Here is a 13,753-nt window from a genome sequence, read left to right as displayed (position 1 = left end):
GAGCCGGCCCTCTTCGGCCGGCCCGGCGAATCAGGACGTCATTTACGGGACAGGTACTTCAGACGGGGCAGCAGGTCGTCGGTGAGCGTGACGCCCTCTACATCGGACCGTGTCACAACGGACATGTTCTTGGTGAACAGGCCGACGAACGATGCCTCGTCGATCACGATCCGCTGTGCCTCGGCCGACAGTTGGTCGCGTGTGGCGCGGTCGCCCTCGGCGATGCCGTCCAGGACGAGCTTGTCGAACTGGGCGTTAGCGAAGCCGGTCCGGTTGGTCGCCCGGTCCGTCAGCAGCAGGGCACGCATCTGGAAGAACGGATCCTGCACCCACGAGGCCCAGTTCGCGACGAAGAACCCGAGCTCCTGAGCCTTGCTCCGGGTCTCGAAGTCGGCGTCGGCCAGCTGCTTGATCTGGACCTTGATGCCGGCCTGGGCGAGCGCCGACTGGATGTGGACGGCCGAGTCCACCGAGATCGGGTCGGCCGAGGAGATCGAGAGGTCGACGGTCAGGTCACGCACCCCCGCCTGCGCGAGAAGCTGCTTGGCGCGCTCGGCGTTCGTCTCGTACTGTGTGGCCTTCTCCGACGGCGCGGTACTGGTCGTCATGTTGTGCGGTACCACGCCGTACGCCGGGCTCGCCTGGCCGAGCACGACCTCCCGCATCAGCAACTCGTACGGGACGGCGGCGGCCACCGCCTGGCGGACGAGCTTGTTGTCGAAGGGTGCCACCTTGGGGTTCATGCCCAGGTAGTAGAGCGTGTTGCTGGGCATGCTGTGCACGGTCAGCCCGGCCTGCGAGGACGCCTCCTTCACCAGCCGAGGCGACAGGTCGAGTGCCACGTCGATGTCGCCGTTCCTCAACGCGAGGTAGCGCTGGTCCTCGTCGGCCATGTTGAGAATGGTGAGCTGTTCCGGGTAGACGTCGCCCGCGTGCACGTACTTGGGGTTCTTGACGAGCTTGACGCTCTCGCCGGCGTTCCACGACTCGAGCGTGAACGGGCCGGACGGTGTGGCGTTCTTGACGAAGAACTCGGTGGCGGCGCCGTTCGCGCCCGCGTTCGCCGAGCCCTTCTCCGAGCTCAGGATGCCGAAGGTGCTCAGAGCGAGGAATGCGTTGACGGCCGGCGCTGGTGAGTCGAGCGTGACCCGGACGGTCGACGGGTCGACCGCCATGATCTGCTTCTCGGCGTCACTGATGTGCATGAAGACCGTGCTGGAGCCGCTGACGTAGGAGGCTTCCGAGAGCGTTCGCCGCATGGTGTAGACAACGTCGTCGGCGGTGAGTGGCGAGCCGTCGGCGAAGGTCAGCCCGTCGGCCAGCGTGAAAGTGAGCACCGTGCCGTCGGCGGAGGTCTCGTAGTTCTCGACGATGCCGTTGACGTACTCGTCGGTGCCATCCAGGTAGCCGTCCGCTACCGGGACCATCTTCTGTTCAATCAGGTTGGCGTACAGGTTCGCCACGACCATCTGGGCGGTCATCGTCTTGGTCTGGACGGGGTCGAGCCCGTCCACCTCGCCGGCACCGATGATGAAGCTGTGCGATCGGCCGCCGGAGTCGCCTTGCGACCCGCCCTGGCATCCGGTGAGTGCGACGAGGCCGGTGAGCGCGGCTGCCACGAGCGGCGCGAATTGCTTTCGTCTCATGTGCTGGGGGTCTCCATCTGTCCGTTCCGACCAGGCTGGACGGTCGTTGGGGGTGGGACGTTCGGGTGGGCCGCCAGGAGCGCGCGGAGTCCACCCGGGGGAAGCCGGAGCCGGCCAGCGCGTTCGAGCGCGCCGGCGAGCTGTTCGTACGACGGACGTAGCGCGATGGCCCGAGCGAAACAGGAGGCCGCGAGCGCGTCGCGCCCGACACGCGCCGCCACGACACCGCGCCAGAATGTGGGTTCCGGGTCGTCGCCGAAGACGTGCTGCGCCCCCGCCAGGTCGTCGAGGATCCCCGGTGCGTTGGTGTCGTCGATCGGAGCCGCCCCGGTGCCGACGATCCGGCCGGGGGAGAGGACACCGGCGGTAAGCCTGGCATGCGCCGCCGAGAGCGTCACCAGGCGGGCGAGCTCCTCGATCGGCGCCGGGTGATGGTCGACGCGCAGGTCCATGCGGGTGCCCGGCTGCGGCCACCGGGTCTGTTCCGGACCCACGACCTTGAGCGCGGCGGACATCATGCCGCGCAGGTCGCCGCCGGCCGTTTGTGCGGCGGAGAGGGCGGCGAGCAGGCGCTGTTCGATCGGGCCGGGGCTGTCCCGGTACGCGTCGACCATGTCCTGCCAGTGAGGGCCGGAGAGTGTGTTGCCCCCCGCGGCCACGCCGGCACCTATCCGGTGACCGGCGTACGGAATGCATCCAGCGCCGGTATGGGCGGCTGCCTCGCCGCTTGGGCCGATAACCATGACCTGCCGCAGCTCGCGGTTCTCGTCACCGGCCATCAGCCGCCGCAGGACGACTGCGGGGACGGCGCCGGGGTTCGAGAGCGCGTCGAGAACGAGCGGTCCGTGGCCGGCGTCCCCGAACGCCTGCGACGCGACCGCGCCGGTCCCGGGCAGGACGGTCAGGCAGCGGCGACCGACGGCGAAGAAGTGAGACTGCACGGCCGCGCCGATCTCACCGGTCGCCGGGTCGACGGCCACGATCGAGAACGTCACCGCACTCTCCTCAACTTGCGTCCCGCAACATCCCCGAAACGAGAGCCGTTTGCTGGGATTGTTGGCGCTGCCTCGTGAACTTATGACACGCAAGTTATCGGAGGAGGTGCGGCATGGGCAAGAGTCCGTATCCGGAACGTGATCCACCACCGGCCGGGATCTGCCGCTCAACGAGACCTGCGAGTTCGACGCGGTTCGGCCTGGAGGGTCGGCGGCACGCTGCTGGGCACGACCCGATCGCGGCGGCGGGTCTGGCCGACGCTGAACGCCGGTTCCGATGCCGCATCTTCACGTGCGACGAGCAACGGGCGACGACGGTCAGCGCCGTCGCCCCAAGACGGTGGAGTTCATGCCGCCAATGCACGGACGAGCAGGCTTCACCCTGCTTCGCCACCGCATCCTCCTCGGATAGCAGCACGCTCGGTCACCACCGAATGTGAGACAGGACCGTTCGCGAGACAGGACCGGCAGGCCGGCGAACCGCAGGTCCGCAGGTCGGTGGTGGTGGCCTGCCCCTGCCCGGTCGGGTTGAGCGGCACGTCCGGGTGCCGGTGGGTGAGGTCGATCAGTTCGGCGCCGACTGCCGCGCCGGCCGCAACGTTCGCTGGGCTCTCGCCGTATCGCACGATCTGTAACGCCGCCAGTTCCGCCGTGCGTGCTCCCTACCTGCCAGCGGGCGGTAGGTAGCCGGCGTGAAGGCCGTGGCGAGGGGAAAGCGCTGGTTCCACGCATCAGCGACTAGGGAGGTGTGCCGTGGCCACGATCGTTCGGGAAGCGGCGAGCCCGGTAAAGGATAAGAACTACGACCTGGTCCACGCGCTGCAGATGTCACTGCAGCACATCTGGCAGCTGGAGACGTACATCGGCGACGCCAACGCCGACGGCGACACGGAACTCGCCGATTGGTTCCGGCGGATCCAGGACAACAACCGCAAGGCGGGCGAGCAAGGCAAGAAAATGCTAATGCAGCGCCTCCAGCAGGAGAAGGGCTGAGGTCGGGTGGCGCAGGCGGACGGCACCACCGGACGTCGTCCGGCCCGCGCCGCGCCGAATCGTCGGTGCGCGCGGACTACGGGGACCGAGGAGAGCAAGGTCGGGGAACGGGTGGGAGCGCTGGTGGTGGTGATGGGCGACGTCGATCAGGTGGGCATCGGACAGATCGTCCCCGCTGACCGGGACCTTCTTCCACGCGTAGTAGGCATCGCACCGGCGCGCCCGACGACGGTTCACCGCGTACGCCTGCTTGCTGAAGTCCAGCACCCGGCAGGTCACCGCGACGGGGATCCCGTCCGCGGCTAGGTCCGCGACCAGCGGGTACATCATTCTGGGGAGATCACTTTCGCGCAGCAAGTTGCGGCGTGGCGGTGATCGATAAGGGGCGTCGCCGTTGACCTGCATGATGTAGGCGACGTCCCATCCAGTGCGGTGCGGAACTGGCTGCTGTCGCGGTAGCGCTGCGTCAGCGTCCAGCAGCGGCGGACGCAGGCCATGCCCGGCGCCGGGTTACGGCCGGATCGGCCGGGCCGCACGTAGTTCGGCGCGTACCTCGGCCGCTTCGGGTAGCTTTAGGTCGGTGAACAGGGCCAGGGCGAGCCGCAACTGTTCTATCCCGCGTCCCGGATCGCCGTGGGCGCACAGCATCCGGCCGGCCCGGCGCAGCGCGAGCGCCTCGCCGTGCCGGAAGTCCGCCCGACGCATCGCCTCGACGGCAAGTTCCGCGTATCTGATCGCCGGACCGGGCCGTCCGGCGCCGAGGTAGGCGTCGGCGAGGGTGCCCATGATGCTGCCCCGGTTGCGTTCGTTGGCCGGCACCCCGGCGATGGCCAGGCTGCGCCGCAGGTACCGCAGCGCCGAACTGTAGCGGCCCAGCATGCACTGCACCTCACCGAGATTGCCTAGCGCGTTCACCTCCACCTCGGGGGCGGCGGCGCGCCGGGCCAGGGTCGCCGCCGCCCGGCAGTGCCGCACCGACTCCTCCAGGCGTCCGGCGAGGCGGTAAGCCATGCCGATGTTGCCCTGGGCCGCGGCACAGGACCGCTCATCACCGAGCTTGCGGCGTAGCCGCAGGCTGTCCTTGAAGAACTCGGCGGCCCGTTCGTAGTCGCCGGCCATACCGTGCAGCACACCGAACTGGTTCAGCGCCCTGGCCCGGCCCTCGTCGTCGCCGGCGGCCCGGCTGACCAGCAGGCTGTGCTCTAGATGCCGGGCCGCCTCGTCGGGGCGGTGCAAATAGAAGTACGCGACCGCGAGGTCGTGCCGCAGGCGGGCCTCGGTCACCCGGTCACTGAGCCGGACGGCCGCGTCGATGCCGGCCCGGTCGACGGTGAGCCAGTCCGCCACGTGCCCGGACATCTCGAAGAAGAGGAACAGGCTGTCGGCCAGGTCGGCGCCGCGGCGGGCGTGTGCCGCCGAACCGGCGGCCTGCACGGTGGCCGCCACCAGGTTCGTCCGCTCGGTGGTCAGCCAGGCTAGCGCGGTGTCCGCGTCGGCGAAGCGCGGCGGGCCGGTGATCGGGGGCGTACGGGTGCCGGGCCGCAGCAGGCCCAACGCGTGTCGGGCCAGGTCGAGGTGGTGGGCCAGCATCCGGTCCACGGCCGCGTCCCGGTCGGCGGGTGGTTCGTCGCCGGCGCGTTCGCGGGCGAAGAGCCGGATCAGGTCGTGCATGGCGTAGCGCCCCGTCGCGGTCTCGTCGAGCAGCCGGGCGTCGACGAGTTCGTCGAGCGCGTCCAAGGCCTGCGGTGGGTCGACGTCCAGCAGCACCGCGGCGACCGGTGCGGTGACGTCCGGTCCGTCGACGGCACCGAGTAGCCGGAACAGCCGGGTCGCCATCGGGTCGGCCAGGTGCTGGTAGCTGACGAGGAAACTGGTCCGTACCGCGATGTCGCCCAGGCGCAGTTCGTGCAGCCGGCGCCGTTCGTCGTGCAGCCGGTCGGCGAGCGTGGCCAGCGTCCAGTTCGGCCGGGCAGCGAGCCGGGCACCGGCGATCCGGATCGCGAGCGGCAGGCCGCCGAGCCGGCGGACCAGCAGCGCCGCGGTGTCGGCCTCCGCGGCGACCCGGGGGCCGCCGGCAAGCCGGACGAGTAGTTCGACGGCGTCGGCGTCGGCGAGCACGTCGAGTTCCAGGTGGCTGGCACCGTCGACGTCGACCAGGTTGCGCCGGGAGGTGACCAGGACCGCGCAGCGGGTACCGGCCGGGATCAGGGGTCTTACCTGGGCAGCGTCGTGGGCGTTGTCGAGGACCAGGAGCAGCCGCCGGTCAGCCAGCAGCGACCGCAGGCGGGCCGACGCCTCGGCCACCTCGGCGGGGACCGCGTTGTCCGCCACCCCGAGCACCCGCAGGAACCGGCCGAGTACGTCGATCGGCGCGGCCGGCTGCAGGCCGGCGGTGGCGCCACGCAGGTCGGCGTACAACTGGCCGTCAGGGAAGGCGTCGGCGACCTGGTGGGCTGCCCGTATGGCCAGGGCCGACTTGCCGACCCCGGCCGGTCCGGTGACCACGCACAGCGGGATCGCCGGTTCCCGGCGGTCGGTGAGCCGTTCGCGCAGGACGGCGAGTTCCCGCTGGCGGCCGACGAATGCGGCGACGGTGTGCGGCAACTCCCGCAGCGCCGACCCTCGGGGGCCCGGGGCTGGCGGGTCGGCCGGGCCCCGGGCCAGTTCACCGAGGCGTTGTAGGACCGGGCCGGGCCGCAGCCCGAGTTCGTCGGCGAGCGTCCGGCGGCACCGCAGGTACGCGTCGACGGCCGCACCCCGCCGGCCGAGGTGGTGCAGCGTCGTCACCTGTTGCTCGGCGAACCGCTCGTGCAGCGGATAGCGGGTGACCAGGTCGTCGAGCAGTGGCAACACCGCCTGGTGCCGGTCCAGGTCGAGTTCCACGTCGACGTACTCCTCGTACGCCGCCAGGCGTAACCGGTCCAGCCGGGCGGCGCCGGCGCCGAAGGTGCCGATCCCGGCGACGTCGGCCAGCGGCTCGCCGCGCCACAGGTCCAGCGCCGACCGGTACAGCGCGCCGGCCCGCTCGCAACGGCCGGCCCGGACGGACGTCCGGGCCGCGCGGAGCAGGTCCTCGAACCGGGTGATGTCCAGGTCGGCCGGGTCGACCGCGATCCGGTAGCCGGGCGGGCTCGACACCAGGCGGTCGCCGAGCAGCTTGCGTAGGCGCCACACGTACAACTGGACGTTCTTGCGGGCGGTGCGCGGCGGCCCGGCTTCCCACAGCAGGTTGACGAGTTCGTCGACCGAGGTGACCCGGTTGGCGTGCAGGAGCAGCGCGGCCAGGACCGCACGCTGCATCGGTGGTCCGAGCACGACCGGCCGGTCGCCGGCCCACGCCTGTACGGGGCCGAGGAGACCGAACCGCAGCCGATCCTCCATGGCATCGAAGCATAGCGATCAGGTGCGCATATACCAGCCGTAGAACGCTGCCCGGAACACTCCAGACACCCCCGTCGAAAGGAGAACGTCGATGTCCGACCGACGTGCCCGGCTACCCGCCTGGGTTCCGGCCGTATGGCTCGCCGTGCTGGTCGCCGCGCTGCTCGTACCAGCCGGACCGGCCGCCGCCTCCCACCCGAACCCCAGCTCGCAGCGGCACCTGCACAACATGCACTTCGCCACCGCCGGCTCCACCGCCGGCACCTACGACGAGCAGTTCTGCGTCGAGTCGCGGGACACGTCCAAGGTCAGCCACGCCGCCGCCCGCTCCTTCGTCAACCAGACCCTGACGCAGATGGGATCCGGCAGGGTCTGGGACGGCCTCGGCGAGTGGCGGATCGACCTGTGGCCGACCGACAGCCACTGCAGCTCGTACCCCGCCGCGACCCGGAACACCATCGAGATCGAGGTCCACTACGCCTGGGACTGGAGCGGCCGGTGCGGTGGCCCGGCCAACTACTACAACTGCGTCGTCCACGACAACCCGGTGTGGAACGCCACCCACGGCCACTACGACAGCCGGTGGGCATACGTCTACCTGGTCTTCAGCTCCGGCGGCCGGCTCGACAACACCGGTCGGGCGTTCATCAACCACGAGTTCGGGCACGTCTTCGGCCTGACCGACGACAACGGCGTCTGCAACCCGCCGAGCCTCATGCACAGCACGATCGTCGGCTACGGCTGCGGCAACTGGACCAACTGGTACCCGAGCCCATCGGACTTCCAGTCCGTACGGAACCTGATGGGCTGACCGTGGACCGGCGCTTTCCACCCACCCGACTCCTGACCGTGCTGACCGGGGCGGTCGTGGCGGCGCTGATCGCCGGCGGGATCGCGGTGGCGGCGACAGGCCGCGACCGTGACAGCGGCCACGACCACGCCCACCTCGACACCGCCAGCGGACTGCTCGTCACCACCCGGTCGGACCTGCGGATGTGTGTCGAGCCCGGACCGCGTTCGGACGCGCCGGACAGCGTCCGGACCGTCCTGCTCACCGCCCTGGACCGGGCCCGCCAGGCGCCAGGCTGGTCCGGTGCCTACGGCCGGTTCGGGTACGACCCGGCGACCGCGGTCCACCTCGGCTGCCCCGCACCGGCCCTGCCCGAGCGGTACGACCGCACCGTACTGGCCGGTCCGGGGCTGACCGACGACCCGAGCGCCTACCGGGTCTGGGTCTACGTCCTCGACGACCCGACCGCCGATCGGGTTCTCGGCCCCGACCGCCCAGCCGGGGCCGGCACGGCCGAACTCATGCGGGAGGCCGGCAACCTCTTCCCGGTCTCCACGGCACTGCTGGTACGGCAGAGCCGGCTCGCCGACCCGACCGCCCTCGCCCAGGACCTGCGCGAGGCACTCGGGCTCGAACCCCGGGCACCGGACCAGATCGGGTGAACCCGCTCCCGGCCGGCGGCGCTCCCGGCCGGGAGCCCCGACCAACCTGCGAAGGAGACGCACATGTCCCCACCCCGACCACCCGGACGCGGCCCGCGGGCCGTCCGCCCGACCCTGCTCGCCGGACTCTGCGCGGCGGCGTTGGCCACCACCGGCACGCCGCCGGCCACGGCCGGCGGCGTGCCGGCCGCCCCCGCCGACCACGGCATCCACACCGTACGGACCGCCGCCGGCTACGACGTCCGCGTCGACGGCGTCACCCGCGCCACGGTCGCGGTCAGCGACCCCGGCTTCTCGGTACGGGCCGTGCTCGACCCGACCGGAACACACGCCGCCGTCATCACCGACTTCGACGGCCGGTACGGAGCCGACCTGCTCGCCCTCGACGTCGACAGCGGACGGCTCACCAGGGTCGCCGCCGGCCGGGTAACCTCCGCCGCGTACACCACGGACGGCTGGCTCGGCTACGTCCTGGCCGGCACCGACTCCGGGCAGTTGCGGCTGCGCCCGGCGGAAGGTGCCGGCCCGGACCGCGCCGTCGCCCGGCTCACCGGCAGCGACGTACAACTGCTCGGCTGGGGCACCGGCGGGGCGGCGCTGGTCACCCACCGGCTGGCCGGGCCTGGGTCCGGGCCGTCACTGACCCGGGTCGACCTGGCCACCGGCACCCACCGCACCGTACTGGCCAGCACCGGCGGCACCGTCTACCGCGACCTGCGCACCGTGACGGTCGGCGGGGCGGTGCGGGTGAGCGCGATCGTCGCCGACCACGTATACCCGTGCGCCGGCACCTCCGCCAGCCTCCTGCTCGCCGACGAGCACGGTACGACGCTGACCCGGACCGGCACCACCACCGACTCCTACCGCGAGGCGGTGTGGAGCGGCGACGGGCGGGTCGCGTACGCCATCCAGGGCTGTGTCACCCCGGACGAGAAGGCGGCCAGCCGGGGCCGGGCGCTACAACGGCTCGACGACCTGAACGGCGTCTACGTCCGCGACCTGAAGACGGGCGGTGTCGAACGTGTCGTCGCCGGCATCACCGCCAACTACCGCCTCGACGGATTCGCCGGCATCGGACTGCGGCTGGCCTCCGAACGCCTCGGGGTGCGGACGGTGGACGTCACCGACGCGGTGACCGCCGCGCACCTCGACGCCGCCGCCACCCCCACGACGGCCACCGTCATCAGCGGCGGGAAGGGCACCGGCACCGGAACCACCGGCGGCGCCGGCGTACAGGCGAAGATCGTCCCGTCGACCTTCATCCACCAACTCTGGGACACCGCCGACAACTTCAACGGCAACTCCGCCTGCGGGCCGACCAGCGTGGTCATGGACCTCGCCGGCTACCAACTCGCCAACCAGAACGGCTACTACGTCAGTACCCCGTCACGGCACTGGTCACCGTACGGCGGATACATCACCCACCGGTACACCGCCTACGGCACCACCTACGACGCGGTGGCCCCGGACCCGAACTGGAACTACTTCGCCGGCGCGTACGGCTGGCTGGTGGACACTCCGAGCGTCGGCACCCTGCACTACTGGCTGCGGGACTACCTCGACCGGCACGTCTCGTACGCGGTCGCCGAGACCGGCAATGTCACCTGGTCCTGGATCAAGTCCAAGATCGACGCCAACCTGATGGTCGTCGTCAGCGGCAACTTCGCCTACGGCAGGTACGGCCACATCGCCCTGATCACCGGCTACCTCGACGACGGCCGGGTCTACGTCAACGACCCGTACGGCGCCGGCACCGACGGGAGCTGGGACGGCAAGAACACCGTCTACACACTGGACTACATGAGGGGGTGGTACGCGTGGGCCGCGTGATCCGTACCGTGGTCGCGCTGGTGGCCGTACTCGGGCTGAATCTGACCGTGGCCGGGCCGGCCGCGGCGAGCCCGGCCGGGCCGGAGCCGGTCGCGACCGGTGCCCGGACCGGGGACGGGGTGGGCACGCAGGCCAGCGCCCGTTCCGTACGCTGCGCCCAGCCGGCCCGTGCGGCCGGCTGGACCGGCGAGAACCTGGTCGTCGCGGTCGCCGTCGCCCTGGCCGAGTCCTGGTGCACCGCCGGCGCCCAGAACCGCAACGGCCCGACCGCCGGCTGCCCCAACGGGTCGCTGGACCGCGGCGGCTGGCAGATCAACAACTGCTATCACGCCTGGGTCAGCGACGCCTGCGCCTACGAGTTGTACTGCAACGCCCGTGCCGCCCACGACATCTGGGGCTGGTCCGGCTGGACCGCGTGGGCGACCTACACCAACGGCGCCTACCGCAACTACCTCGCCGAGGCCCGCGAGGGGGTCGGCAACCCCGGTGGCGGGGTTTACGGCACGGTCAATACCGGCGGCGACGCACTGAACGTGCGGTCCGGCCCCGGCACCTCGTACGCCGTGGTCGGCACCGTCGCCCACGGTGCGACCGTGCAGATCATCTGCCAGACCCGGGGCACCCGGGTCTGGAGCGACGTCTACCAGTACTGGACCGACATCTGGGACAAGATCGGCGACGGCCGGTACGTCTCCGACGGGTTCGTCCACACCGGATCGTCCGGCACGGTCGCCCCGAACTGTTGAGCGGAAACCCGGACGGCCTGGTGGAGGAGGACTGGGCCGACCGGCCGAGGTCCCTATGACGTGTCAAGTGGTCGAGGTGGGGTTCGCGGCGTCGATGAAGCTCTCGTCTCGATCGCCCAGCGGCCAGGGGAGTTGTCGGTGGGGGTCGCATCCCCGGGCGGATCGAATTAGCAATTGCAGAATTTCGCAACTTGATGCACGATGTGGGAGGCCGGGCGGTAGTGCTTCGGCGGTGGGGTTTCAGTGATCAGGTTTCAGTGATCGAGGTGGCATGCCGGTTCCGCTCTATCAGGCCAAGGCCGAGTTCTTTCGGATGCTTGGTCATCCGGTCCGGATTCGGGTCCTGGAGCTGCTGCAGGAACGGCCCATGCCGGTGCGGGATCTGCTGGCCGCCATCGACGTCGAGCCTCCGAACCTGTCGCAGCAGTTGGCGGTGCTTCGCCGGTCGGGCATCGTCACAGCCAGCCGCCAGGGCTCCACCGTCGTGTACGCCTTGGCCGGTGGGGATGTCGCCGACCTGATGCGAGCCGCGCGGCGGATCCTCACCGAGATGCTCGCCGGGCAGAACGAGCTTCTTGAGGAGCTACGGCAAGTCGGAGCCGACGCGAAGTGAAGCCGATCGGCAGGTCCTGGCGTCAGGTCAGGTCCCTGCTACCCAGTCGTGCAGACCTGGCGGCGATACGCCGTCAGCCGCGCCGCGACCTGCTGGCCGGACTCACGGTGGCCGTGGTCGCGCTTCCGCTCGCCCTCGGCTTCGGGGTCGCCTCGGGAATGGGCGCGGAAGCGGGACTGGCGACCGCGATCGTCGCGGGTGCTGTCGCCGCGGTGTTCGGCGGATCGAACCTGCAGGTCTCCGGACCGACCGGGGCCATGACGGTCGTCCTGGTGCCGATCACCGCTCAGTACGGCGCCACCGGGGTCCTGACCGTCGGGTTGCTGGCCGGGCTGCTGCTGGTCGCGCTCGCGTTCGCCAAGGCTGGCCGCTTCATGCGGTACGTCCCGGCGCCGGTGGTCGAGGGATTCACGTTCGGGATCGCCTGTGTGATCGGCCTGCAACAGATTCCCAACGCACTCGGCGTCCCCAAGCCGGAAGCCGACCAGATCCTGCTGGCCACCTGGCACGCCATGCGAGGATTCGTCGGCGCCCCGAACTGGGCGCCGGCCGGCATCACCGTCGGTGTGGCCGCGGTGATGCTTCTCGGTGCGAGATGGAAGCCCGCCATCCCGTTCTCCATTCTCGCCGTCATCGCCGCGACGATCGTGACCGAGGCTCTCGAGCTGGATGCGCAGACGATCGGCGCCCTACCCGCCGGCCTGCCCGCGCCGTCCCTGGGGTTCCTCGATCCGGACACGCTCACCGCGCTGCTGGCGCCGGCTCTTGCCGTCGCGACCCTCGCGGCTCTGGAGTCCCTGCTGTCGGCGTCCGTGGCCGACGGCATGACGGTCGAGCAACGCCACGACCCCGACCGTGAACTGTTCGGCCAAGGACTGGCCAACATCGCGGCTCCGCTGTTCGGCGGGGTTCCGGCCACCGGCGCCATCGCCCGTACCGCGGTGAACGTGCGTTCCGGAGCCAGCTCCCGTCTGGCCGCACTCACCCACGCCGCGATACTTGCGCTCATCGTCCTCGCCGCGGCGCCGCTGGTCTCCCGTGTCCCACTCGCGGCCCTGGCCGGCGTACTGATCGCCACCGCGATCCGCATGGTCGAGGTCGGAAGCCTCAAGGCAATGGCCCGCGCCACCCGATCCGACGCCGTGGTCCTGGTCCTCACCGCTGCCGCGACAGTTGCCCTGGACCTGGTCTACGCCGTGATCATCGGCCTGATCGTCGCCGGCACCCTCGCCCTGCGGGCCGTGGCCAAGGACGCCCGCCTCGACCAGGTCGACGTGACACCCGACCTGCCCGACACGCACGGCGAAGCCGAACACAAACTGCTCACCGAACACATCGTCGCCTACCGGATCGACGGCCCCCTGTTCTTCGCCGCCGCCCACCGCTTCCTGCTCGAACTGGCCGACGTAGCAGACGTCTCGGTGGTCATTCTCCGCATGTCCAAAGTGACCACCATCGACGCCTCAGGCGCGCTCATCCTCAAGGACGCCATCGAAAAACTCGAGGGGCGCGGCATCACCGTCTACGTCTCCGGCATCCGCGACGGCCACCACCGGCCACTGCAAGCCCTCGGCGTACTCACCCGCCTCGACAACGCCGGCCGGGTCCTTCCCACCACCCCCGACGCCATCAAAGCCGCCCGCGACATGCTCCACACCAACGGAGCGATACCCACACAACGCCAGCCCTGACCAGGCTCGCGCAGGTTGGTCCCCTCCTCGCCGGACGCCCTTTCCGATCTCGCGCAAAAGCCCGTCTGGTAACGGTTTCAGGTCTTGGTGTGGCCGGCGAGATCGGCCCCCATCTGCATGTTGACGCCGAGGCATCCAAGCCGCGCCGCATCACGATCACCGCCACCGATGGCCGCCGGCACGAAGTCGTCGAAGTTCCGCGACGCCCGCCCGCCCTCACCAAGTCATGACCTGCTCGACGAGGTGGCCCGGTTGGCCCGCCAGTGGCGGCGGTGAGTGCGCCGGCGCCGCGGCGGAATCAGCCGGCGGTACGGCCCGCCGCGATGCGCCACCCGGCTACCGACTCCTGCTGCTGCCAGAACTGGGCGAACCGGCCACCTGCGGCGAGCAGTTCGTCGACGGGCCC

Annotated in this window: 10 protein-coding genes and 1 pseudogene; 7 read left to right on the top strand and 4 right to left on the bottom strand. The window is 70.7% G+C overall.

Annotated features, from left to right (window positions below):
* Positions 1–38 precede the first annotated feature (38 nt).
* Positions 39–1,646, bottom strand: a complete 1,608-nt coding sequence (locus tag AB0I42_RS33635; protein WP_357543792.1) for an ABC transporter substrate-binding protein — start codon at positions 1,644–1,646, stop codon at positions 39–41.
* Positions 1,643–2,641, bottom strand: a complete 999-nt coding sequence (locus AB0I42_RS33630) for a DUF1028 domain-containing protein (RefSeq protein ID WP_357543791.1) — start codon at positions 2,639–2,641, stop codon at positions 1,643–1,645. Before AB0I42_RS33630 ends, AB0I42_RS33635 begins: the two co-directional genes overlap by 4 nt.
* 753 nt (positions 2,642–3,394) lie before the next feature.
* On the opposite strand from AB0I42_RS33630, the gene AB0I42_RS33625 reads away from it, so the two are divergent.
* Positions 3,395–3,634 carry a hypothetical protein gene (locus AB0I42_RS33625; protein WP_357543790.1) on the top strand — a complete coding sequence of 80 codons (240 nt, stop codon included), beginning with the start codon at positions 3,395–3,397 and terminating at the stop codon, positions 3,632–3,634.
* Positions 3,635–3,769: 135 nt separating this feature from the next.
* Here the strand turns inward: AB0I42_RS33625 and AB0I42_RS33620 are convergent.
* Positions 3,770–3,970 (bottom strand): annotated as a pseudogene (locus AB0I42_RS33620) (hypothetical protein); the annotation flags it as partial.
* A gap of 174 nt (positions 3,971–4,144) precedes the next feature.
* Positions 4,145–7,015 carry a BTAD domain-containing putative transcriptional regulator gene (locus tag AB0I42_RS33615; RefSeq protein ID WP_357543789.1) on the bottom strand — a complete coding sequence of 957 codons (2,871 nt, stop codon included), beginning with the start codon at positions 7,013–7,015 and terminating at the stop codon, positions 4,145–4,147.
* Between the two features lie 91 nt (positions 7,016–7,106).
* On the opposite strand from AB0I42_RS33615, the gene AB0I42_RS33610 reads away from it, so the two are divergent.
* The 6 genes from AB0I42_RS33610 (at position 7,107) to AB0I42_RS33585 (ending at position 13,347) form a co-directional block, all read left to right on the top strand.
* Entirely contained in the window at positions 7,107–7,826 is a 720-nt protein-coding gene (locus AB0I42_RS33610; protein ID WP_357543788.1) for a hypothetical protein, read from the top strand.
* Between the two features lie 2 nt (positions 7,827–7,828).
* Positions 7,829–8,467 (top strand): hypothetical protein, encoded by a 639-nt coding sequence (locus tag AB0I42_RS33605; protein ID WP_357543787.1) that lies wholly within the window; start codon positions 7,829–7,831, stop codon positions 8,465–8,467.
* 63 nt (positions 8,468–8,530) lie between these two features.
* Positions 8,531–10,297: a C39 family peptidase gene (locus AB0I42_RS33600; protein WP_357543786.1), complete on the top strand. Its 1,767-nt coding sequence runs from the start codon at positions 8,531–8,533 to the stop codon at positions 10,295–10,297.
* The gene (locus AB0I42_RS33595) at positions 10,285–11,043 is read left to right on the top strand and encodes an SH3 domain-containing protein (protein WP_357543785.1); all 759 of its coding nucleotides are present in this window, start codon (positions 10,285–10,287) and stop codon (positions 11,041–11,043) included. The genes AB0I42_RS33600 and AB0I42_RS33595 overlap by 13 nt, the downstream gene beginning before the upstream one ends.
* A 271-nt stretch (positions 11,044–11,314) precedes the next feature.
* A complete protein-coding gene (locus tag AB0I42_RS33590) occupies positions 11,315–11,656 on the top strand; it encodes a metalloregulator ArsR/SmtB family transcription factor (RefSeq protein ID WP_357543784.1) in 342 nt (113 codons plus the stop codon).
* Positions 11,653–13,347 carry a SulP family inorganic anion transporter gene (locus tag AB0I42_RS33585; RefSeq protein WP_357543783.1) on the top strand — a complete coding sequence of 565 codons (1,695 nt, stop codon included), beginning with the start codon at positions 11,653–11,655 and terminating at the stop codon, positions 13,345–13,347. Before AB0I42_RS33590 ends, AB0I42_RS33585 begins: the two co-directional genes overlap by 4 nt.
* Positions 13,348–13,753: the final 406 nt, after the last annotated feature.

This window comes from Polymorphospora sp. NPDC050346 (assembly GCF_040655695.1).
Lineage (GTDB): Bacteria > Actinomycetota > Actinomycetes > Mycobacteriales > Micromonosporaceae > Polymorphospora > Polymorphospora lycopeni.
This window is presented reverse-complemented; position numbering and strand designations above follow the sequence as displayed.

What these genes read in the sequence shown, in the direction of transcription:
- AB0I42_RS33635 (WP_357543792.1), bottom strand. Translation starts at nt 1,646, where the DNA reads ATGAGACGAAAGCAATTCGCGCCGCTCGTGGCAGCCGCGCTCACCGGC.
- AB0I42_RS33615 (WP_357543789.1), bottom strand. Translation starts at nt 7,015, where the DNA reads ATGGAGGATCGGCTGCGGTTCGGTCTCCTCGGCCCCGTACAGGCGTGG.
- AB0I42_RS33610 (WP_357543788.1), top strand. Translation starts at nt 7,107, where the DNA reads ATGTCCGACCGACGTGCCCGGCTACCCGCCTGGGTTCCGGCCGTATGG.
- AB0I42_RS33600 (WP_357543786.1), top strand. Translation starts at nt 8,531, where the DNA reads ATGTCCCCACCCCGACCACCCGGACGCGGCCCGCGGGCCGTCCGCCCG.
- AB0I42_RS33590 (WP_357543784.1), top strand. Translation starts at nt 11,315, where the DNA reads ATGCCGGTTCCGCTCTATCAGGCCAAGGCCGAGTTCTTTCGGATGCTT.